The sequence below is a fragment of the Frankia sp. Hr75.2 genome (assembly GCF_949319125.1).
GTDB classification, from domain to species: Bacteria; Actinomycetota; Actinomycetes; order Frankiales; family Frankiaceae; genus Parafrankia; species Parafrankia soli.
This window is the reverse complement of sequence record NZ_CASGGV010000022.1, coordinates 63,924-85,589: the sequence shown is the minus strand read 5'-3', so window position 1 is coordinate 85,589 and position 21,666 is coordinate 63,924. Positions and strand designations below refer to the sequence as shown.

The window sequence follows — 21,666 nt, the reverse complement described above, 5'->3', positions numbered from 1 at the left end:
GGGTGATGTCAGGTCCACCAGTGCCCCCAGTGGTCGGGCCGTCGGGGATCCGGATCGGTGTCCCCGCAGGTCCGCCTACCCGAACCGGCGGTCGCCTCACGTGCGGGGGGCGGTGCGGATCCGGACTCACCCGAGCCGGGTAATCACCCACCCGGTGCGTCAGGTCGCCAGAGTGTGGGCTATCCGGTGCTGTGCTCCCAGCCCAACTCCTCGTACCCTTCCTTCACCATGTCTGTGCGACGCGCCGATCTCTCCGCCGGCGGGGGAGGTCCGACCGTCAGTACCGAGGACATGCGCGCCCGCCTCGCGATGGTCACCGAGCAGGTGGATTTCGCCCTGGCGGAGGTCGCGTTGCGTGGAGCGGCCTACCGGCGCGCGGCCCAGGACGCCGCCGACTGGCAGTGGCCGCCGGAGTCGCCGCAGAATCTGGCCAGGCCGGTCGTCGCCCGGGCGCTGTTGGCGCAGCTCACGGCGGTCGCCCGGCTCCGCCTGTGGGCGCAGGAGCTCTACTGGCTGCAGGAACAGGTCCGGCTCAGGGCAATGGTGCCCTGAGCCGGACCTGCTGGATCTGGCGCGCGCCCCGCGTCAGGCGGACGAGCAGTCGATGTTGGACGGCCCCGATGACGCCCCGCTGACCTGGTTGTCGCAGCTGACGATGTTCTGGGTGTCGGCACCCTCGTGGATGTAGACGCCGTAGCCCTTGGCGTTCACCGGGAGCCGGTTGCGGCGGAAGGTGTTCTGCCGGCCCCAGTTCTCCTGCTCGACGTGGGTCTGGAAACCGTCCTCCAGAGTGCCGCCGCCGATGCCGGTGTTGTCCTCGATCAGCCAGCCGTTGCCCTTGATGTCAATCCACGAGTCGGCCTCGACGAGGGAGTCCGAGGACAGGGTGTTCCCGCGGATCACCCCGCCGCTCGTGCCCTCCTTGATGTCGATGTTCTCCGAGGTCGTGCCGGCGATGTCGTTGCCGATGACCGAGTTGCGGTCGCTGCGGTCGGGCCCGCAGTCGGTGTACTTGCACCAGTTGCTGTGCGCGCTCCCGACGTAGACGCCCTCGCCGAACTTCTCCCGCCGGTTCCCGGTGTCGCGGATGACGTTGCCGACGACCAGGTTGTCCGAGCTCGCCGTGCGCAGGTGGATCGCCTCGTCGCCGATCGTGTTCACCTGCAGCTGGGCGATGATCGAGTGCTGGACGCGGTCCGCCATCACGCCCTTCTGGCCGTTGCGCACGGTGAAGCCGACCACCCGTACCCAGGACGCGCCGTCCAGGTGCAGTACGTAGTCCGTGTCGTCCTCGCCGTCGAGGACGGCCTTGGGCGAGCCGCACAGCCAGATCGGCGCGGCCTCGGTGCCCGAGGCGGCCAGCTTGTAGCCCCCGGTGTAGACGCCGTCCGTCATCCGGATGATCGCCCCCGGCTTCGCCGCGGACAGGGCGCTGCGCAGGTCACCGCCGTTGTTGACGGTGGTCCCGCCGGCGGGGCACTCGACCGGCCGCTCCGCGGCGACGGGCGCCGCCGTCGCGAACGGGTCGGCGGCCGCGGTCGCCGGGGCGCTGGACGGGGCGGCCGTCCCGGTGCCGGCGGACGGCGTGGCGCTGGGCTGCGGGCCTGCACCGCCGCCGCCGGAGCCGCAGGCGGTCAGGGCGACCGACGCCGCCGCGAGCGTGCCGGCCGTCAGCAGCACCGCGGCTCGTCGCCGGGATCGTCCCGGCGAGATGGTCCTCACCTGTTGTTTCCCCCTTTGGAACGGCGGCGGCGACCTGGCGCCGTGCCCACCGGATCGATGATCTCGAGGTTTCCGTCGGCGTCCGGACCGGGCCCGGACATCGCCGGCTGGGCGCCGTGATCCGCCATCGGCTGGCGGGTGTCGGGGATCGGGGCACTGGTGATCCGCCCGTCCGACCACTGGCCGTCCGGGCCCTGGTTGCCGGACCAGTAGGGGTCCGGCTCCGGCGCCTGCTCCCATTCGGCGCGCGGCCACTGGGCGGGACCGGCGAGGTGGTCGGCGCCGTCGAACGGCCGTGTCGCGATCTCGGTCGTGACCTCTCCCGCCGACATGTCCGGTCCGACCGACAGGTCCCGGGGGGTGCGGTAGAAACGCAGGCCGCGCAGGGTCGGGTGGGCGTCCTCGCTGATCGGCGCGGCGGCCGGAGTCAGTGTCGCGGCCGGCGACAGAGCGGCGCCGACGTCGTCGGTGCCACTGCGGTCGCCGTCAAGGTCGCCGGTACCGGAGTGACCGGTACCGGCGCCACCCGTACGGAGCGCGGCCGTGTCGCCGGAGCCGGCCGTCGCGGACCGTGGCCGCGCCGGGGATCGACCCGGCTCCGCCGCGCCGGCGCGGCGGCGGGAGCCAGGCCTGGCCCGACCGCCGGGGGCTGGCTGGACGTCCAGCGCAGCCCCCGCCGGGCTCGCCGCGGTGAGCACGGGTGCCGCGGGGGCCAGGACGCCCGCGTCAGCCCTGGCCGGGGTCGGCCGCACTCGGCCCGGCGTGGGGTAGCGCTCCGCGGGCACCCGGGGAAGTGCGGTGCCCGCGGGCGAATGGGCCGCCGAGGACTCCGTCCGCTGGTCGGGGATGCCGGAGAATGCGGGATCGGGGCGCATCGTGCCCCCGGTCAGGCGGCGGACCAGCAGCTCGGACTCGGGGTAGGGGTGCTGCGGCGGCCGGCGCCGGGCCCGCCGCCGCGCCCACCAGCCGGCGAGCGGGAACAGCGCCACCAGGCCCCACACGATGAGGGCGGGATGGCGGCGGATCAGCGTGTACCAGTGCTTCGGCTCGCGTGACACCCAGGCGTCGGAGTTGTTGCTGTGCACGTCGCGCGGGTTGATCCCGACCGCCTTGCGGGTGTCGACCGCGCGCCAGCCCTCGCCGGCGAGGGTGTTGTGCTGGATCGTGCTGCCGTCCGACACGCCACGCAGCGTGATGGCGAAGTCGGTGGCGCCGCTCACCTGGTTGCGGCTGACGATGGTGGTGAGGGCGTCCTGGGTGATCACGCCGAGGCGGCCGTCGGCGAGCTTGTTGTCGACGATGGCGGTGCGGCGGGCGTCCGGGCCGATCTGGATGCCGGCCTCCTCCGCCCCCGTCACCTTGTTCCCTGTGATCTGGGTGCCGTTGGCGCCGCTCTTGACGACGATGCCGAGCTGGCCGCCGCTGATCGTGTTCGTGCGGACGACGGTGTTCTCGCCGCCGACGACCCGGATGCCGTACCGGCCGTTGCCGGAGACGGTGTTCTCCTCGATCAGGGTGTCCTTGATCTGGTTGACCTGGACTCCGGTCGCGGTGGCGACCACGCCGAGGCCACGGCCGTCCAGCGAGATGCCGTCGCCGCTGTTGTCATTCACGGTGCTGCGCATCACCCGGGAGCCCGAGGCACGGTCGATGGTCATGCCGTCGCCGTGGTTGCGGGCCGCCGTCACCCCGGACACGAGCGTGGTGATGGCGTCGCGGTGCACGGCCAGGCCGGAGCGCTCGTTGTCGGTGAGGCGCACACCGACCATCTGGATGCCCTCGCTGCCGGAGACGTACGCGCCGTAGATGTTGTCGCTCAGGGTCGAGTTCGCCGCGCCGCCCGTGCTCGGCTCGCCCTTGCTTCCCGTCCAGGCCACGCCGCCGGTCCGGCCGTTCCAGAAGCCGAGGTGGTTGGCGCTGGTATTGCGCATGATCAGCTCGCCGCCCATGGTGCGGATGTAGGCGCGGCCGTCCACGGTGAGCTTGTCCGGCTCGAGGTTCTGAACGTCCCATCCGACGACGGTCAGCGGCTGCTCCGGGGACCGCCCGGCGAACTCCAGCCCGCCGCGCCAGGTGGCGACCGAGGCGAACCCGGACGCGCCGCTGGCCAGGCGCAACGCGGTCACGCTGGAATCGATCACGAGCCGGGCCTGCGGGCCGACCAGCACGTTCGCGGTGAACAGCACGGCGCCGTCCACCTCGCGGCGCCCGCCGCCGGCCGCGACGACGTCCCCCGCGGTGTAGGGGGCCTGACGCGCCGGCAGCAGCAGGGTGGGCAGGCTGCCCGCGACCTCGACGAGCGTCGGCGCGGTCAGTACCCCGAAACGTTCGAACATCGAGCGCAGCCGGATGTCCTCGGCGTCGACGAGATTCGACTGCTTCTTCGCGTCCGCCGAGCTGACCGGGGGCAGCGGCGCCACCGGTTCGGCGTGCGCGGGGACGGCCGTCAGCAGGCCACCGCCCCCGATCGCGGCCGCCGCGAGGGTGGTCAGCGCCGCCCGCCGTATCCAGGACGGGACCCGCGCGGTGACCGGGCGGCCGACTGGGAACGGCGATCCGGCCAGGTGCGGGGGCCTCATCGGGTACCACCCGTCGCGGTCGCCGTCGCCGGGCGGGGGCTCGCGGCCGGGCTGGTTCGCGTGGAGGCGTCGGTCTGACCCTCCCCGCCGATGAGGTCGGAGCGCCGGGTCAGCCAGCCCTGCTTGTTCATCGACACGAACGCCCAGGTCTTGATGGGCAGCGCGACGACGATGATCATCAACACGGTGAGCGGGAGGATGAAGACGTCCCGCGGGTGCTCCTTGAGGTGGGAGAGCCCGCGGATGAACCGCCCGAGCAGCAGCCAGGCGATCGCGATGATCGGGGCGTTCGCCTCCGGCCGGAACATCCACAGCACGAAGTAGGTCATCGCGACACCCATGGTCACCGGCGTCAGCACGATCTGCAGCACGCTGACCTGGGTGATCAGCGGCTGCCGCCACAGCCAGCCCTTGTAGATGGCTGTCAGGTAGGTCCGGTAGGAGTTCCGGCTCCAGCGCACCCGCTGCTTGATGAAGGCCCGCAGGTTGTCGGGGAACATCGACATCGCGTGCGCCGTGTGCTGGTGCATGGTCTTGTAGCCGGACGCGAGCACCAGCCAGGTCAGCCGGCCGTCGTCACCGGCGATGCACCGCCGGCCGAGGAAGAACTCGTGCTCCAGGTTGTGCAGCACGGGCAGGATCGCCGAGCGCCGGTAGGCCGCTGTGCGCCCGGACAGGCAGGCGACGGCGCCGACCCGGCCCTGCGCCGGCACGTAGTCGAGGTAGCGGATGTCGACGAGCCAGTTCGCGACCCGCCGCCACACGCTGCTGCGCGGCTCGTAGACGTTCTGCCGGGTTCCGACCCCGCCGACCTGCGGGTCGACGAACGGCATCTGCACCGCGGCGAGCAGTCCCGGCTCCCACGCGGTGTCGGAGTCGCAGAGCACGACGATGTCCTTGGTCGCCGCGGACAGTCCGACCCCGAGCGCCGAGCGCTTGCCCTCGTGGACGAACGGGATCACGCGGACCGTCGGGTCGGCGCGCTGGGCGAGCCTCGCGATGAGCTCGGTGTCCTCCACGTCCGGGATGATGATGATCTCGTCCGGCTGCTGGGAGAGCCAGGTCTCCAGGCACCGGATGAGGACGTCGGGGTCTTCCCGGAACGAGGGAACGATCACCGAGGTGCTGGCTCGGAAGTTGTTCCGGACGGGGCGGTACCGGGTGGAGAGCAGGCGGCGAGTGAGCCACACCACCCAGGAGACAACGCCCGCGATCCCGATCGGGACCAGAGATCGATGATCGCGAACGAAATCGATCGCGACGCCGAACCACTCCATCTTGTGTGTTGCCCCCCCAGCTGCAGGCCACCGAGAACGCCAGGGTCATGGGGAAGCGTGTTGGGACGTGTACGAACCATCCGGCGCGCCAGCCGGATGGTTCAGGTCCCCACCGCACCCCCGCCGGTGGTCGCTGATGTCTATCCATTGACAGACGAAGCAGACATTAGCAGTGGTCGGGACAGGGCGTAACTGATCACCGTACCCGGGCGCCGGCAACGACAAACCATCAACGTTAGGTAGTCAACCGGCTACCTGTCGCGGCGTCCGCCCAGCCCCGGCACCCCGCCTCATCTCCCGGAAACGCGAGCGGTCCACAATGCGCTCCGCGGCCTTGCAGCCCGACGTTGAGTGGGGGGATACACACAATGAGCACACCAGAAGCGGGGAGCCCGCTCCGGATCAGCGTTATTGGCACCGGATATCTCGGGGCGACACACGCGATCTGCATGAGCGAGCTGGGTTTCGATGTTGTCGGCGTCGACGTCGACCAGGACAAGGTGCGCCGGCTCGCCGGCGGCGAGGTGCCCTTCTTCGAGCCGGGCCTCGAGGAGCTCCTGCGCAAGAACCTCGAGACCGGCCGCCTGGCCTTCACGACCTCCTTCGCCGACGCGGCGAGCGCGGACGTGCATTTCCTGTGCGTGGGCACCCCGCAGCGCGCGGACTCGGGCGCGGCCGACATGAGCTACGTCGACGGCGCCGTCGAGCGGCTCCTCGCCGCCCAGCCGAAGGCCGGTTCCCTGCTGGTGGGCAAGTCGACCGTCCCCGCGGGGACGGCCGTGCGCCTCGCCGACTGGCTCGCCCGGGAGGCACCCGAGGTCGATCTCGCGTGGAACCCGGAGTTCCTGCGGGAGGGCTTCGCCGTCGAGGACACCCTGCGCCCGGACCGGCTGGTCTTCGGCCTGCCCGCCGACGACGAGTGGTACGGCGTGGCCGACCGCACCGACCGGGGCGACCACACCGGGCGCCGGGTCCGGGTCGAGGCCAGGCTGCGGGAGGTGTACGCGACCGCGCTGGCCGCCGGCACGCCGGCGGTCGTCGCCGACTTCGCCACCGCCGAGCTGGTCAAGGTGGCGGCGAACGCGTTCCTCGCCACAAAGATCTCCTTCATCAACGCGATGTCCGAGGTCTGCGAGGTGGCGGGCGCCGACGTCAAGACCCTGGCCTCGGCCCTCGCCTACGACACCCGGATCGGCGGGCGGTTCCTCGGCGCGGGCCTCGGCTTCGGTGGCGGCTGCCTGCCCAAGGACATCCGCGCCTTCCAGGCACGCGCCGAGGAGATGGGCGCCGGCCCGGCGCTCGGCTTCCTGAGCGAGGTCGACCGCGTCAACCTGCGCCGCCGCAGCCGGACGGTGGAGCTGGCCATCCACCTGCTCGGCGGCGGCGCGGCCGGGCGGCGGGTCGCCGTGCTCGGGGCCGCGTTCAAGCCGAACAGCGACGACATCCGCGACTCGCCGGCGCTCGACGTCGCCGACGCGCTGCGCAAGGCGGGTGCCCGCGTGACGGTCTACGACCCCGCGGCCATGGCGAACGCCGCCCGCAAGTTCCCCGACCTGCGCTACGCCTCGGGCGTCTCCGAGGCGGTCACCGACGCCGACGTCGTGCTGCATCTCACCGAGTGGGCCGACTTCCGCGAGATCGAGCCGTCGCTGCTGACGTCGCTGGTGCGTCGCCCGGTCATCATCGACGGCCGCAACACCCTCGACCCGCAGCGGTGGCGGGCCGCCGGCTGGATCTACCACGCGCTCGGTCGCCCCAACGTATGAGCGGTCCGGGCAGGCCGGGGGAGGCCGGTCCGGACCGGCGCGGCTGGACGAGGCGGGCCCTGCTCGCCTCGTCCCTTGGCGCGTTCGCGCTGGCGGGGACCGGCTGCGGCCTGGTCTCCGACGACCAGCCGTTCGACCCGGCCAGTGAGATCCTGCCGCCGGACACGGCGGCGCCCGTCGCCGCGCCCGCGACCACCGCCGCCGCGCGGCGCACCCTCGCGGACCCGGCCGGGGCGAAGGAGTTCTTCGGCAAGGACCTGGTGGCCCGGAGCCGGTCGAGCTTCGGGCTGGACCGGGCGGAGATCATGGCATCGGACGATCCGCGCTTCCTGAAATTCCTGCGAATCTCACTTCCGGTTGACGCGATGAACCCCGCGGACGCCAGAATCTACGGCGACGGGCCCACGTACGGCGGGACGCAGGTCTTCGTCGATCACACCCTGAGATCACCCTACGAGTTGTACATGCGTTACTACCTGCGGTTCCCGGAGGGTTTCGCCTTTGGTAAGGGCGGTCGCCTGCCGGGATTCTTCGGCACCATCGTCAAGAACCGTCAGCGCACGGAAACGTTGCGAAGCGGATTGGCGACCCGTTTTGCGTGGCGGGACGGTGACGAAGGAATCGTCTATGCGAACACCGCGCGCACCGATCACCCGATCAATGTGATCGGCAAAGGCGCGTGGCACTGGCCGGCCGGCCGCTGGATCTGTGTGGAGCAGGGCGTCAAGCTCAACTTCGAAGGCTTCGCGGACGGCGTCCTGCTCGTCTGGCTGGACGGTCAGCTCGTCCACAAGGAGCAGAGCTTCAACCCGAGGATCTCCAACGACCTGCGCATCGGTGGGATTCTCGTCACAGCGACCTTCGGTGACGGCGGGACCTCGTTCGCGCCGACCTCGCCGCAGACCATGGACCTGGCCGGGTTCACCTACGGCACCGCGCGGCTCAACCCGCTCCCGAAACCCGAGGCGACCTGAGCCGGCTCCAGACCTGAGCCGGTCCGGTCAGCCGAAGCGCTCGGCGTCGAGGGTCTCGAACAGCCGTCGGCTGGTGGCCGCCGCCGCCCGGTTCCCCTTCTGCAGGAACCGGGCGCTGGCCGCCTCCAGGCTCTCGGCGGCGTCGTCCTTGCGCCCGGCCCGGTAGAGCACCTCGGCGCGGGCGAGCAGCGCGTTGCCCTGCCCGTCGATGTCGTCGGTGCGGCCGGCCAGGTCGCACGCGGTGTCGGCGAAGCGCAGCGCCTCGGCGTCCCGCCCGGAGATCGCCAGCAGCTTGGCGTGCACCGAGCACCAGCCCGCCTGGGCGGGGAGCTGGTCGCCGGCGGCGGCGTCCCGGCACCGGTTGACGTACTTCTGCGCCTCCTCCAGCTTGCCGCGCCGGACCAGCACGTCCGACAGCAGGGCGGCCCGGGTGGCCAGGTGCGCGCGCTCGCCCATCCGGGAGAGCTGGCGGCAGCTGCGGCGCAGCTCGCGCTCGGCGATCTCCGGCTCGTCGGCGAGCAGCGCCACGCGGGCCACCACGAAGCCGCTGTGGAACGGGTCCGTGCGGGCGCCGCGGATGTCCCCGACGATCTCCTCGGCATCCTTGAGGTGGGTGCGCGCCGCCTCCAGGTCACCGGACATGGCGTTGAGCAGCGCGAGCTGCGCGAGCACCGCCCGACGCAGGCCGCGGTCGTCGCCGGCCGCCTCCAGCGCCCTGGTCGCCTTCGCGATCGCGTAGGGCACCGGGCGCGGCACGAGGCTCAGCAGCAGGACCTGCTCGCGCCGCAGCGAGTGCGCGGCCCTGGGCACCCCGGACTCCTCGGCGTGGCGCACCGCGGTCTCCATGGCCTTCTCCGCGGCCGCGAACTGGCCGGCCGCGCCGTACGCCGCCGACTGGCTGCGGCAGGCCAGCGCCGCGCCGACATCGTCACCGTCCCGGACGAACGCGGCCAGCGCCGCCGTGGCCTCGGTGAGCGTGCTGGCGACCAGGCCCTCGGGGTCGGTCGCGAACAGCACCCGCAGCTGGGCGAGCCGGGCGTGCGCCCGCAGGCCGTCCTCGCCGGCGCGCCGCGCCCGCTCGGTGACCTGCCGCAGGATGCGCTCGGCGTCGGAGAGGCGGCCGAAGGAGTACAGCGCCCAGCCGAGGTCGATCTCAGCCCGCAGCCGCAGCGGGTCGGTCTCCGGCAGCAGCGTGATCGCGCGTTTGAGGAGCTGGGCGGCGCCGGTCTCGTCACCCTGGCGGACGCGGTCTGCCGCCTCGATCAGGCAGGTGGCCGCCGCCCGGCCGAGTTCGATCATCTCGTTGTCGCGCTGCCCGAGCTCGACCCGGTAACGGTAGGCCTGCTCGAGGTGGTAGCCCACCAGCTCGTCGTGCTCACCCGGCCCGCCGACCATCCGCGCCTGCAACCAGCCGGCGAAACGCTGGTGCAGGTCGGCGCGTTGGCGCTTGGACGTCGCCTGGTACGCGCAGTCGCGCAGCAGGACGTGCAGGAACCGGTAGGCGTCGACGCCGGGCAGGTCCGAGCGGTCCGGGTGGACGAGCTCCTTGCGGACCAGTGACAGGCAGTGCTCCGTGACGTACGGGCGCTCGGCCGGGTCGGAGAGCTCGGCGACGGCGTCCAGGTAGAACCGCTCGCCGACCACGGCGGCACGCTCGAGCACCCGGCGCTCCGGGGGCTCGAGGCGGTCGAGTCGGGCGGCCAGCAGCGCGGAGATCGTCGGCGGCACCGTGACCCCGCGCAGGTTCCCGGTGGCGATCCAGCGGGAGCCCTCCCGGCGCAGCAGTCCGTCGTCGACCAGCGCGGCGACCATCTGCTCGACGAACAGCGGGTTGCCCGCCGCCGAGGTGGTGATCCGCGAGACGAGCGCGGGGTCGAGGTCGTCCGAGCCCATCAGGGTGCGGATCAGCCGGTGGCAGCGTGCCTCGGTGAGCGGCGCCAGCAGCATCGACGTGGCGTTCAACTTGCCGCCGCCCCACTCGCGCCGGTCCTCCAGCAGCTCCGGGCGGGACAGGCACAGCAGCAGGATCGGCGCGTCCCGCGACCAGTCGGCGACGTGCTCGATCAGGTCCAGCAGGGTCGGCTCGGCCCAGTGGACGTCGTCGAACCACAGCACCAGCGGGCGCTTCTCGGCCAGGGCCTGGAAGAAGGTGCGGACCGCCCAGAAGCTCTCCTGGGTGCCCAGCTCCGCGCCGCCGAGTCCGACCAGCGGGGCGAGCGCGTCGACCACCTCGGCGGCCTGCGGGACGTCCGCCAGCAGTTCCTTGAGGCGCAGGCGGCCGTCCGGCGCGCTCTCGTCGGCGGACATGCCGGTGGCCTGGCGCACCATCTCCATCAGCGGCCAGTAGGCGATGCCCTCGCCGTAGGACAGGCAGCGGCCGGTGAGCACGGTGGCGCGCGACGCGGTGGCCTGGCAGAACTCGCCGACCATCCGCGACTTCCCGATGCCGGCCGGGCCGAGCACGGTGAACAGGTGGCAGGTCCGCTCCTCGACGACGGCCTCGAAGGCGTCCTGGAGACGGCGGCGCTCCCGGTTTCGGCCGATCACCGGCGCCGCGAAGCCCTGGGTGGGGGCCCGACTGCCCGGGCCCGCGGTCGGGTCGACCAGCCCGATCAGGCGGTGCGCCCGCACCGGCTCCCGCTTGCCCTGCACGACCAGCGGGCCCACCGAGCTGACGGTGACGCTGTGCCGGATGAACCGGTACGTGCTGTCACCGATGAGGATCTCGTCGGGTGGCGCCGCCTCCTCCAGCCGGGAGGCGACGTTCACCGGGTCGCCGGTCGCGCCGCCGCCGGCGACGGTCACCTCGCCGGTGTTGATGCCGATGCGCACCCGCAGCCGCAGGCCCCACTCGCGCTGGAGGTCGGCGTTGAGCTCCTCCATCGCCGCGCGGATGTCCAGGCTGGCCCGCACGGCGCGCAGCGCGTCATCCTCGTGCAGCACCGGGATACCGAACACGGCGAACACCGCGTCCCCGATGAACTTCTCGACCGTGCCGCCATGGGCGTGGATGACCTCGCGCACGGTCGTGAAGAACCGCCACATGACCTGCTGCAGCGGCTCGGAGTCGATCTTCTCACCGATGTCCGTCGAACCGGTTATGTCGACGAACATGATGGTCACTGTCTTGCGCGACCCATTGCCCGCGACGGGCAGCGGGTTCCCGCACTCGGAGCAGAAGCGCGCTCGCTTCGGGTTCTCCTCCGCGCATGTCGGGCACGGCACCATGTGCGGGATCGTAGGCCGATCGCGGTGCGGCGCGGCAGGGGATGGGGACACGCGCCGCGCCGGCAGTGACCTATGCCACATCACGGATTCGGTTGGTCCCTTGTTCAGGATGGCAGGTCCCGGTGCAGTGAGGCGCTCGCGGCGGCGGTGAGAACCACCGCCCACGAGATCGCGGCGAGCAGGGACGAGACATGTTTCTCGCTGGTGGGCCAGAGCAGGACGCCCAACGGTGCGGTCGCCGGGCCGTGGAAGCGGGCCCCGTCGAGCACGGCCTCGGCCAGCCCGGACAGGGCGATGGCGCCGGCGGCCGCGGGCGAGCCGCGGGTCAGCGTCCCCACCCCCACTCCGGCCACCCCGGCCGCGCACACCATGAGGACCACGATCACATAGGCCGACAGCAACTCCGCCGGCCGGTCCGCGCGCATCGCCGGCGCGCCATGCCGGGCCGCCCCGCGCGCCCACCAGGCGGCGAACGTCGCCGTGCTCAGCGCGGCGCCGATGGCGAGCACGGTGAGCACCTGGGCGCCCAGCACCCGGGACCGCCGCGGGGTGAGCAGCCAGGTGTGGGTGACCGTGCGGTACCGGTACTCGCCGGTCACCAGGATCACCCCGAAGAACATCATCGCGTAGGCGAGCAGGAACCCCGAGCGCGAGCGCAGGCTGTTCCAGGCGACAAGCGGTTCGGCCTGGGCACCCCACAGCAGCAGCAGCGGGACGTGGACCGCCAGTGCGACGCAGAGGCCGACGAGCTGCCACCGCCCCGTTGTGATCTTGAGTAGCTCGGTGGCGACCAGCCGGCCCGTGCCCGGCCCCGTGCCCCGGCGCCCGCGGGAGCGGCCGGAACGGCGGACGACCTCGACGGTCGGGCGGGCCTCGGTCACCGCCACCCGCCTCCGGCCCGCTCGCGCGCCCCGCCGCCGGCCCCGCCGTGCGTCTCGTCGTCGGCCCGGCTGGTCAGGTCGAAGAACGTCCGCTCCAGGTCGGGGCCGGTCGTGTGCAGCTCGACGAGCGGGATCCCGTGGGCCGCGCAGAGCCGTCCGACCTGCTCGGCGAGGCCGTGTGGCAGGCGCAGGCCGTCGGGACCGGTCCGGACGACGTCCTCGGGGCGCAGCAGCTCGGCGAGCCGGTCCGCCTCCGGGGTGCGGACCTCGACGTGCCCGCGGCCCACCTCGGTGGCGGGCGCGGCCAGCACCACCTGGCCGCGGTCGACGATGACGACGTGGTCGACCGTCTGGGTGACCTCGGCGAGCACGTGGCTGGACAGCAGCGCGCTGCGGCCGCTCGCCGCCCACGAGCGCAGGAACCGGCGCAGCCAGCGGATGCCGTCCGGGTCCAGCCCGTTCGCCGGTTCGTCCAGGACGAGCAGCTCGGGATCCCCGAGCAGGGCGCCGGCGATGGCGAGCCGCCCGCGCATCCCCAGCGAGTAGGTGCCGACCGGGCGGTCGGCGGCGGCGGTGAGGTCGACGGCGGCCAGCGCCTCGTCCACGGCCGGGCCGCGCCGCCGCCGGGGCAGGCCGAGCGGCAGCGCCAGGCAGCGAAGGTGGTTGCGCCCGGTGCGGGCCGGGTGCGCCGCCGGCTCGAGCACGGCACCGACTGTGCGGGCCGGGGCGGGCAGCTCGCGGTACGGCCGACCGTTGATCAGGGCGTGCCCGTCGGTGGCGGCCACCATGCCCAGCAGAATTCGCAGCGTCGTCGTCTTGCCCGACCCGTTGGCGCCGAGGAACCCGGTCACCGTCCCGGCGGGCACGGTGAACGAGACATCACGCAGTGCTTCCACTCGCCCGTACCGCTTCGTCAGCCGGTGGACGTCCACCACCGCCGGCGCGGTGCCGGTGCCGGCACTGGGCCAGGCGCCGGGCTCGCTGGCCACAGCGGGGCGCGCGCCGCCGGCCCGGCCGCTGGTGGGGCGGTCGCCGCCGCGGCGCGGGGTTTCACCCACCGTGAGAGCTCCGGTTACCGTGGCCTCCTCGGGTTGGCGCGCCCAGGTGCTCACCTCACGGTAACGGCACCGTGTTAACGGCAGCCGCGTTGTCCCGCACCTGCGCCAGGAGCCGGCCCAGAGTGGCCCGATCGTCCGCCGACAACCCGTCGGTGAAGCGTCGGACGGCGGCCGACGCGCAGGCACGCCCAGTCTCCAGTGTGGTCTTTCCCTCCGGCGTCAGCTCCAGCAGGATCGCGCGGCGGTCGGCCGGGTCGATCTGGCGGCGCACGAGGCCGTCGGCCTCCAGCCCGTCCACTGTCTCGGTCATCGTCCGGGGTGCCACGGAGACGGCGCTCGCCAGGTCCCGCAGCCGCAGGGGGCCGGTCTCCGCGACGAGCCGCAGGACCTTGAGTCGGGGCAGGGTCAGGCCGGCGCCGGCCCGCAGCGACTCGTTGACCCCGCGCCTGACCTGGTGGCCGAGGGCGAGGATGAGGTCGACGACCTCGTCGCCGGTGTCGGGTGGGGGCATGGGCCGGCCGTCCTCTCTGCTGGCGGTGCACGGCTGCACGCGGTGCGCAGCTGCTGGTGGTGCGGGCTGCCGGAGGTGCGCGGCCGGCAGCCCGGATTTCTGAGCCTCATATATTATGAGGGAACCTCAGTGAAATGGGAAGAGTTCGTCTGCGGAAAGTGAACGATCGGGAACCTGGCGTGCGCGGCGCCGATCCGGGTCGATCCTGGCCAAATTAGATCAAATTGCAAACGCGCGGACGCGAACCCGAACCGAATGGAGCTGCTGTGGACGCCCTCGACTGCCTGATGACCCGACGCACCGCGACCCGGCTCGTGGAGCCCGGCCCCACCGACGAACAGCTCGCCGTCATGCTCGCCGCCGCGACCACCGCGCCGGACCACAAGATGCTGCGTCCGTGGCGGTTCGTGGTGGTGCGCGGCGAAGCCCGCGAGGTGCTGGCGAACGCCATCACCGCGGCGGCCGAGGCGGTCGGCGGCCTGGCCGAACCGGTCATCCGTAAGGCCGCGGGCAAGGCGACCCGCTCGCCGGTCCTCATCGCCGTGATCGCCTCCCGGGTGCCCGGCGCGCGCGTCCCCCGCGCCGAGCAGGACGCGTCCGCCGCTGCCGCGGCGCAGAACCTCTGCCTCGCCGCGCACGCCCAGGGAGTCGCCTCGGCGTGGAAGTCGACGCCGCTGCCCGACAGTGACCAGGTCCGCGCGGTGTTCGGCCTGACGGGCGGCGAGGAGCTGCTCGGCTGGGTGGAGCTGGGGACGCTCTCGGACGCCATCCCGCTGCCGCCGCGTGAGCCGGTCGTCCTGTCCGCGGTGGCCTCCGAGCTGACCACGGGCGGCCAGCTCGCCCCGGTCGAGTGGGCGGCCCAGCCCGTCCCCGTCGACGCCTAATGACCGGCCCGCCGGCTGGTACGCGGGCGATCGTCCGGGCTCTCCCGCCCGGGCCGCCCGGCCCCGGCGGCACCAGAAGACATGGCACCAGGAGACACGGGTCGGCACCCCGGGATGGCGGACTCGTCGGCACCCGTAGGAGGAATGTGGGCCTCAGTGGGGTAGGACACCCCCGCGGTCGGACGCCCGCGCCGATCCGAGCCGGATGGAGGAGCTTCCGGGAGAGCGCCGATCACCCGGCCTGGAATCACATCCAGACCACTAGCCAGCAGCAACGGGACGACGGTCTCGGGCCCGGACAACCGGCCCGTTCCGGCCGCCGCCCGGCGCCCGTTCCGGTCAACTGGCCGCATTCGGTGCCAGCGGCTACCTAAGCTGGATCGAGGCTGTGGGCCGGACCTGCGAGGGGAGGGATGCCGTGACCGGTGATCGTCCGTTTGGCGTGGCCTCCCGCGGCACCTCGTCGGGGCACTTTCGGGGTGCCCCCACCGCCCTCGATTCGCTACATCGGAACAACTTCGACGGCCCGGTTCGCTCCACCGTTCTCTCACGTGCCGGTCTTCGTGTGGTGATCGTCGGTGCGGCCCTCGCTGCCGCGCTCGCCGGTTGCGGCGAGGCGGGGAGTGACACGACGACCACCCGGCCCGAGCCGGCGGTGGCCGCGGCCCCGCAGCCACCGGGAGCGGGTTCGTCCTCGTCCGCGGGCTCCGGCGAGGACGCCGGGTCGGCGGGTGACGGTCAGACCACGGCCGGTGCGGGCACTCCCGGCGCGGACTCCGCGGCGGGCGGGCCGGGGAGCACCGGCTCGGCTTCGGCGGGCGCCGGTGCGCCGGGTTCCAACCCGCAGGCGGGGACCGGCCCGAGCACGCCGGCCGGCCCGGAGGCGCAGACCAGCCCGGACGCGCAGTCCGCGGAGCCCACCGGCCCGGTCGTGCCCGACCTGCCGTCGGTGGCGCCGTCGCCGGTGTTCCTGGGCGAGGCCTGCGTCCCGGGGCGTGATGAGGAGCCCGCCGTCGCCGTCAACGGGCTGGTTCTCTACTGCGTGCCCGGCGAAGCCGGTACCGGGTCGGCCGTCTCCGGCCGGTGGTCGCCGGAGGCTCCGGCGCAGTCCACCCGGTCACGGCCCGAGCCGGGCAGCGAGTGCGAGCCCGCCGACGCGGGGCAGATCGTCCCGGGTGCCGACGGCCGTCCGGTCACCTGCCTGCGTGAGCCCGACGGCGGGATGCGCTGGGCGGACGTCTCCTGACCGCGGTCAGCTCGCCGGTCGGTGCCAGTTCGCCGGACCGAGCCGGTTCGCTGGCTGGCTGGTGTCAGCTTGCCGGCCGGTGTCGGCTCCGCCGCCGCGGGCGCAGGAGTTCGGCGAGTGACCACACCGGCGGGAGCATCAGCAGGCCGAAGACGGCCGCCCATGCCCAGGGATGATCGGCCAGGTAGGGCACCGCGTCGTCGTGTAGCCAGGGGAAGAGATGGTCACCCACGACCGGGATCACCCCCGCCGCGGCCACCACCGCCAGCCCCGCCACGCCCACGACGGCCAGCCCCGCGGGCAGCACCCGCCAGCCCGTGAGGCTGATCAGCAGCAGCCCCGTCACGGCCACCAGCAGCCCCACGCCGCCCATCGGGCCGGACAGGATGAGCGCGCCCGCGAGTCCGGCGGCGAGCAGCACCGTGCCGAGGGCGATCGTCGCCCGGCGCCGGCCGCGAGTCACGTCGTCCACCAGCGTGTAGGCGACGCGGGCGATGGCGCGCACCGCCGCGACCGCCGGACGCAGCGGCCGCGGCAGCGCGCGCAGCGACGCCAGCCACCCGGTGAGGACCGCCAGCACCTGGGCGACCGTGATGGCGAGGATCGGGCTGTTGGCCCGATCGGTCAGCCGCTCGTCCGAGACGCGGCACGCCCGCAGCACCCGGGCGGCGTCGGCGGGATCGAGCTGGGCCGGGCCGGGCGCCATCGCGTCGAGGAACTCCCGGGTGGGCGCGGAGCCGACCCGGGCACCGGCGATGTCCGCCCGGACGGCGTCGGCGACGCTGGTCAGCTCGCCGGCGGCGATCTCGCGTTGGATCCCGGCGGCGACCCAGGCCGCGGTCTCGGGCAGGGCGGCCGGCACGGCCGCGTCCGGGTCGTCGAGCCAGGCGAGCTCGTCGAGGACGTCCGCGGTGACGGGGCCCGCGGCGACCGTCGCCAGCAGCTCCACGAATTCGGTGAGCCAGGTCGCGGTGCTGTCGGGCGGTTCCGCGCCCGGCGCGGCGGCATCGCGTAAGTGGACCAGCCGCCGGGGGTCGAGCAGGATGCGGGCCAGCCAGGCGGCGCCGTCCAACCGGCCCCACATCCAGTCGCTGGCCCGCCAGGACGACTTCGCGAACGCGCCGAAGTTGCCGAGTTGGAGCCCGGTCAGCTTCCGGTCGGCGCTCGCCCGTGACGGGTCCAGATCGCAGCGGATGTCCGCGCTCACCTGGACCAGCTCCACCGGCTGGTCGACGACGTCCCCGCCGGTCAGGGCGTGGGTGACCAGGTGCAGGTCGAGCAGGGCCAGCGCGGCCCGCGAGCGCCGGGTGGGGAGGTAGCCGACGAAGTCCCGCAGGGTGCGGGTGGCGACCCGGCGCCGCCCGGCGAGGCTCAGCCCGTTCGCGTGGGTGCGCGGCCCTGGCGCGATCAGCGCCGCGGGCCCGAAGGGCCGGTCCTCGTCCTGCCCGTCCCGCTCGTGTCGACCCCCGTGCTCCTCGTCCCCGTGGCCGGGCCTGTCCGCGCGGTCGGTTGTGGCCGTCCGCGATGGTGCTGAGCGGGCGAGGACGCCGGTCAGAAGACCGCGCAGGTTCTCGGTGACCGAGCCCAGCGTGCTCCAGGCGAGCGTGAGGTCGGTCCGGCTGGTCTCCTCGTCGCCGGCGCCGCGTAGCCAGCGGCGGGTCGCCTCGGCCACCACGGCGGCGGACGACGCCCCCGCCAGGTCGCGCAGGGTGTGGCGGACGACGGTGAAGCCGCCCCGGTTCGCCGGCGTCGACGGGAGCGGGAGCAGCTGTGCTCCGGCCTGCTCGCGGGGCGCGACGACCGCCGCGTGCACCTCCCGGGCCAGCGTCGCCAGCGCCACCCGGTCGTCCGGGCCGGTCGACAGGAGGTAGGCCTCGTTGATCATCGAAATCAGGATGCCCTTGGCGGCGTCCACCGCGGGGCGGCCCAGCCGCCAAAGGTCACCGAGGTCGTCCGGGCCGGGCAGCCGGTCCGGGAACTCCGCCAACGCGGCCGCGACCGCCGCGGCCCGCAGGTCCGTCCGTCCGGCCGGGTCCGCGAGCAGCGTCGCCGCGTCCGCGCCGACGTCCGCGCTGATGTTCGTGTCGGCGTTCGTGTCGGTGACGATCCGGTCCAGCGTGCTCAGGACGACGTCCGCGGCGCGTTCGGCCTCGCGGTGGCGGTAGGCCTCGTAGATTGCCTCGTCGGCGAGGCGGGGGCCGCCGGCCGGGGCGAGGCGGAACAGCCCGCGCCGGCTCGCGCGGACGCCGCGTACCGCCTCGTTGTGGTCCCTGATGCGCCGCAGGTCGCTCGCGATCGACTGGTTCAGCGCCGCGCCCAGGGCACCGAGCAGCGTGTCGGAGACTGTCGGCGTCGACCCGTCGTCTCGGCTCGGCGTGGGGTCGTCCGGCGGGTTGGGCGCGGGCACCACGTAGGCGAGCACGCGGCGGACCTGCCGCCCGTGCGCCGGCCGGTCGAAGATCTCTTGCAGGGCCGGCCCGATCGGGCGGTTCACCAGGATGCCGCCGTCGGAGCCGTAGAAGCCGCTGGCCGCGTTGACGTAGTCGGCCATGTCGGGATGGTCCGCGTCGGGCGAGCTTTGGACGGGAATGTAGGCCGGCTCGAAGGCACCGGGGAAGGCCGCGCTGGCCCGGGCGGCAAGCGCCAGGCGGTTGGCCGCCTCGGGGTCGGTCAGGTCGTCCTCGCCGAAGACGAACAGGCCGCGGTGGTCGAGGTCGCGGACGATGCCGCCGAGGTCGTCCGACCAGCGCGCCGACTCGCCGCGCAGGATCGTGGTCGTGATGAACACCGAGGTCGGGCGAACCGTCCGCGCGGATCTGGCGCGCCTCGCCTCGGCGGTGTGACCGCTTCGGGACGGGGGCTCGAGGCTGCGCAGCGCGGTCTGCAGGGCGGGCAGCATCACGGCGTCGCCGCGCAGCAGCGACGGGAAGCTCCGCTCGCCCGGGCGTCGCATCAGCTCGCGCAGTGATCCCAGCGTGATCCACAGATCGCGCAGCGGGCCCAGGTCGGCGTCGTGGGCGTTGGCGTAGCCGAGCAGCGCCGCGTTGATCCCACCCGCAGAGGCCCCGGCCAGGACGTCCACCGACACCTCGACGTCGAGGATCTCCAGTAGCGCCGCCCAGCGGGACGCGGCCGCCGCGTCGGCGGCAGACAGGCCCTGGTCTCCGGTCCCGGCCACGCCGACGTGACCGTCACCCGCGGCGCGGTCGCGGTGCGCGGCCGCGCCGATGTGAGCGTTCTCCGCGGCGCGGTCGCGGTGCGCGGCCGCGCCGATGTGAGCGTTCTCCGCGGCGCGGTCGCGGTGTGCGGAGGCGCCGGTCAGGAGGTTGATCTCCCGGGCGACGCCGCCCATCCACACCGCCAGGCTCGCGCCGCCGGTCATCACGACCGCGAGCCGGACCTCCTGGGTCGACCCGTCGTCGGACTCGTCGGCGACCGCCGCCCTGCCCTCCGTCATGGCCGCAAGACTAAACGTGCCGGACATTACTGACTCGAAGCACTTTCCGCCCCGCTCCGAACAGATGCGGCTTTCGTCGGCGGATCACCTGGAACCTTGGTTACTCGCGGGTAGCATGGGGCATGACCTACCAGCGAGTAACTACGCCCGCGCCGCCGATGATCATGCGGTGAGCCGGAGGGGAGGAGCCGTCCATGGGGCACTACCGGAGCAATCTCCGCGACATCGAGTTCAACCTGTTCGAGGTGTTCGGCGTGGACCGGACGCTCGGGACCGGGCCCTTCGCGGAGATGGACCGCGACACAGCGCATGAGGTGCTCGCCGAGCTGGAGCGGGTCGCCGTCGGGCCGGTCGCCGAGTCCTTCGAGGACGCCGACCGGCACCCGCCGACACTCGACCCCGCCACCGGCACCGTCACGCTGCCCGAGTCGTTCCGCAAGTCCTTCGCGGCGGCGCAGGAGGGCGAGTGGTGGCGGCTCTACCTCCCGCCGCACCTGGGCGGCATGGGTGCCCCGCCGACCATCGCCTGGGCGGCGTCCGAGCTGCTCCTCGGGGCGAACCCGGCGGTGTTCATGTACATGGCCGGGCCGACGTTCGCCGCGATCCTCGAGGGCATCGGCACGCCGTGGCAGAAGAAGATCGCGACCTGGGCCATCGAGCGGCACTGGGGCGCGACCATGGTGCTGACCGAGCCGGACGCCGGCTCCGACGTCGGCGCCGGCCGGGCGCGGGCCGTCGAGCAGCCGGACGGCACCTGGCACATCGAAGGTGTGAAGCGCTTCATCACCAGCGGTGACTGGGACATCCCGGAGAACATCTTCCACCTGGTGCTCGCCCGCCCCGAGGGGCACGGCCCCGGCACCAAGGGCCTGTCGATGTTCGTCGTGCCCAAGTACATGCCCGACCCGGAGACCGGCGCCCCGGGCGCCCGCAACGGTGCCTACGTCACGAACCTTGAGAAGAAAATGGGCCTGAAGGTCTCGACCACCTGTGAGCTGCGCTTCGGCGAGCGCGAGCCGGCCGTCGGATGGCTTGTCGGCGACGTCCACGACGGCATCGCGCAGATGTTCCGGGTCATCGAGTACGCCCGGATGATGGTCGGCACGAAGGCGATCGCCACGTTGTCCACCGGGTACCTCAACGCGCTGGCCTTCGCCCGCGAGCGGATCCAGGGCGCCGACCTGACCCGGGCGTCGGACAAGACCGCGCCGCGGGTGGCCATCATCAACCATCCCGACGTGCGCCGGATGCTCATGCAGCAGAAGGCCTACGCGGAGGGGATGCGTGCCCTCGTGCTGTACACCGCTACCTTCCAGGACGCCGTCACGCTGGCGGCGGCCCGCGGCGAGGTGGACGACAACGCGGTGCGGATGAACGACCTGCTGCTCCCGATCGTGAAGGGAGTCGGCTCGGAGCGCTCCTACGAACTGCTGGCGAGCTCGCTGCAGGTCCTCGGCGGCTCCGGATACCTGCAGGACTACCCGATCGAGCAGTACATCCGCGACGCGAAGATCGACACCCTGTACGAGGGCACGACGTCCATCCAGGGCCAGGACCTCTTCTTCCGGAAGATCGTCCGGGACAAGGGTCGGGCGCTGACCACTCTGTTCACGCAGGTCCAGGAGTTCGTGAAGGGCGAGGCGGGCAACGGCGCGCTCCGCGCGGAGCGGGAGTCGCTGGGCGCGGCGCTCGACGAGTGCCAGGCCATGGTCGGTTCGATGGTCGGGTTCCTCACCGCCACCGCCCAGGACAAGTCCCAGGTCTACCGGGTCGGGCTGAACACCACGCGGCTGCTGATGAGCATCGGCGACCTCGTCGTCGGCTGGCTGCTGCTGCGCGGTGCCGACGCGGCGCTACGCGGGCTGGACGGCTCCCCGTCCGAGCGCGACCGGGCGTTCTACGAGGGCAAGATCGCGGCCGCGCGCTGGTTCGCGGCCAACATCCTGCCGGAGCTGCGCACACGCCGGACGGTGCTGGAGGGCACCGGTCTCGGGCTGATGGAGATGTCCGAAGCGGCGTTCTGACCGTTCGTCCCAGCTCGTTTCAGCCTGGTCGGATCGGTCCAGCCAGTGTGATCCTCCCG

Annotated in this window: 14 protein-coding genes; 6 read left to right on the top strand and 8 right to left on the bottom strand. The window is 73.1% G+C overall.

All coding sequences use genetic code 11. The features are described from left to right. Positions 1–228 precede the first annotated feature (228 nt). Positions 229–552 carry a hypothetical protein gene (locus AC559T_RS02620; protein ID WP_241831719.1) on the top strand — a complete coding sequence of 108 codons (324 nt, stop codon included), beginning with the start codon at positions 229–231 and terminating at the stop codon, positions 550–552. A gap of 33 nt (positions 553–585) precedes the next feature. Here AC559T_RS02620 and AC559T_RS02615 read toward each other — a convergent pair whose 3' ends face one another. From AC559T_RS02615 to AC559T_RS02605, 3 genes are read right to left on the bottom strand one after another with little or no spacing between them, the layout of a single operon-like run. Next, complete coding sequence (locus AC559T_RS02615; protein ID WP_498867611.1) at positions 586–1,722, bottom strand: right-handed parallel beta-helix repeat-containing protein; 1,137 nt, start codon at positions 1,720–1,722, stop codon at positions 586–588. Then, on the bottom strand, positions 1,719–4,301 hold the full coding sequence (locus AC559T_RS02610; protein WP_498867610.1) for a right-handed parallel beta-helix repeat-containing protein: 2,583 nt from the start codon (positions 4,299–4,301) through the stop codon (positions 1,719–1,721). Before AC559T_RS02610 ends, AC559T_RS02615 begins: the two co-directional genes overlap by 4 nt. Beyond that, on the bottom strand, positions 4,298–5,578 hold the full coding sequence (locus AC559T_RS02605; protein WP_131626119.1) for a glycosyltransferase family 2 protein: 1,281 nt from the start codon (positions 5,576–5,578) through the stop codon (positions 4,298–4,300). The genes AC559T_RS02610 and AC559T_RS02605 overlap by 4 nt, the downstream gene beginning before the upstream one ends. Before the next feature lie 449 nt (positions 5,579–6,027). On the opposite strand from AC559T_RS02605, the gene AC559T_RS02600 reads away from it, so the two are divergent. Both AC559T_RS02600 and AC559T_RS02595 read left to right on the top strand, forming a co-directional pair. Next, complete coding sequence (locus AC559T_RS02600; RefSeq protein WP_498867609.1) at positions 6,028–7,344, top strand: UDP-glucose dehydrogenase family protein; 1,317 nt, start codon at positions 6,028–6,030, stop codon at positions 7,342–7,344. Then, complete coding sequence (locus AC559T_RS02595) at positions 7,341–8,318, top strand: polysaccharide lyase (RefSeq protein WP_498867608.1); 978 nt, start codon at positions 7,341–7,343, stop codon at positions 8,316–8,318. The genes AC559T_RS02600 and AC559T_RS02595 overlap by 4 nt, the downstream gene beginning before the upstream one ends. 27 nt (positions 8,319–8,345) lie before the next feature. On the opposite strand, the gene AC559T_RS02590 is transcribed toward AC559T_RS02595, so the two are convergent. From AC559T_RS02590 to AC559T_RS02575, 4 genes are all read right to left on the bottom strand, one after another. Further along, positions 8,346–11,546 carry an adenylate/guanylate cyclase domain-containing protein gene (locus tag AC559T_RS02590; protein WP_041255187.1) on the bottom strand — a complete coding sequence of 1,067 codons (3,201 nt, stop codon included), beginning with the start codon at positions 11,544–11,546 and terminating at the stop codon, positions 8,346–8,348. Between the two features lie 104 nt (positions 11,547–11,650). Next, a complete protein-coding gene (locus AC559T_RS02585) occupies positions 11,651–12,433 on the bottom strand; it encodes an ABC transporter permease (RefSeq protein ID WP_498867607.1) in 783 nt (260 codons plus the stop codon). Next, positions 12,424–13,362, bottom strand: a complete 939-nt coding sequence (locus AC559T_RS02580) for an ATP-binding cassette domain-containing protein (RefSeq protein ID WP_498867629.1) — start codon at positions 13,360–13,362, stop codon at positions 12,424–12,426. The genes AC559T_RS02585 and AC559T_RS02580 overlap by 10 nt, the downstream gene beginning before the upstream one ends. Positions 13,363–13,540: 178 nt before the next feature. Continuing rightward, entirely contained in the window at positions 13,541–13,996 is a 456-nt protein-coding gene (locus AC559T_RS02575; protein ID WP_071064968.1) for a MarR family winged helix-turn-helix transcriptional regulator, read from the bottom strand. A gap of 266 nt (positions 13,997–14,262) precedes the next feature. On the opposite strand from AC559T_RS02575, the gene AC559T_RS02570 reads away from it, so the two are divergent. Together AC559T_RS02570 and AC559T_RS02565 are read left to right on the top strand one after the other, a co-directional pair. Continuing rightward, the gene (locus AC559T_RS02570; protein ID WP_498867606.1) at positions 14,263–14,880 is read left to right on the top strand and encodes a nitroreductase family protein; all 618 of its coding nucleotides are present in this window, start codon (positions 14,263–14,265) and stop codon (positions 14,878–14,880) included. A gap of 565 nt (positions 14,881–15,445) precedes the next feature. Further along, the gene (locus AC559T_RS02565) at positions 15,446–16,126 is read left to right on the top strand and encodes a hypothetical protein (protein ID WP_112107287.1); all 681 of its coding nucleotides are present in this window, start codon (positions 15,446–15,448) and stop codon (positions 16,124–16,126) included. 64 nt (positions 16,127–16,190) lie between these two features. Here AC559T_RS02565 and AC559T_RS02560 read toward each other — a convergent pair whose 3' ends face one another. Continuing rightward, positions 16,191–19,583, bottom strand: a complete 3,393-nt coding sequence (locus AC559T_RS02560) for a patatin-like protein (protein ID WP_498867605.1) — start codon at positions 19,581–19,583, stop codon at positions 16,191–16,193. 194 nt (positions 19,584–19,777) lie between these two features. Here AC559T_RS02560 and AC559T_RS02555 point away from each other — a divergent pair, with 194 nt between their 5' ends. Further along, entirely contained in the window at positions 19,778–21,607 is a 1,830-nt protein-coding gene (locus tag AC559T_RS02555) for an acyl-CoA dehydrogenase (protein WP_498867604.1), read from the top strand. Positions 21,608–21,666: the final 59 nt, after the last annotated feature.

Coding starts and splice junctions, on each gene's coding strand:
- AC559T_RS02605 (WP_131626119.1), bottom strand. CDS start 5,578: ATGGAGTGGTTCGGCGTCGCGATCGATTTCGTTCGCGATCATCGATCT.
- AC559T_RS02575 (WP_071064968.1), bottom strand. CDS start 13,996: ATGCCCCCACCCGACACCGGCGACGAGGTCGTCGACCTCATCCTCGCC.
- AC559T_RS02610 (WP_498867610.1), bottom strand. CDS start 4,301: ATGAGGCCCCCGCACCTGGCCGGATCGCCGTTCCCAGTCGGCCGCCCG.
- AC559T_RS02600 (WP_498867609.1), top strand. CDS start 6,028: ATGAGCGAGCTGGGTTTCGATGTTGTCGGCGTCGACGTCGACCAGGAC.
- AC559T_RS02555 (WP_498867604.1), top strand. CDS start 19,778: ATGGGGCACTACCGGAGCAATCTCCGCGACATCGAGTTCAACCTGTTC.
- AC559T_RS02620 (WP_241831719.1), top strand. CDS start 229: ATGTCTGTGCGACGCGCCGATCTCTCCGCCGGCGGGGGAGGTCCGACC.
- AC559T_RS02595 (WP_498867608.1), top strand. CDS start 7,341: ATGAGCGGTCCGGGCAGGCCGGGGGAGGCCGGTCCGGACCGGCGCGGC.
- AC559T_RS02590 (WP_041255187.1), bottom strand. CDS start 11,546: ATGGTGCCGTGCCCGACATGCGCGGAGGAGAACCCGAAGCGAGCGCGC.
- AC559T_RS02560 (WP_498867605.1), bottom strand. CDS start 19,583: ATGACGGAGGGCAGGGCGGCGGTCGCCGACGAGTCCGACGACGGGTCG.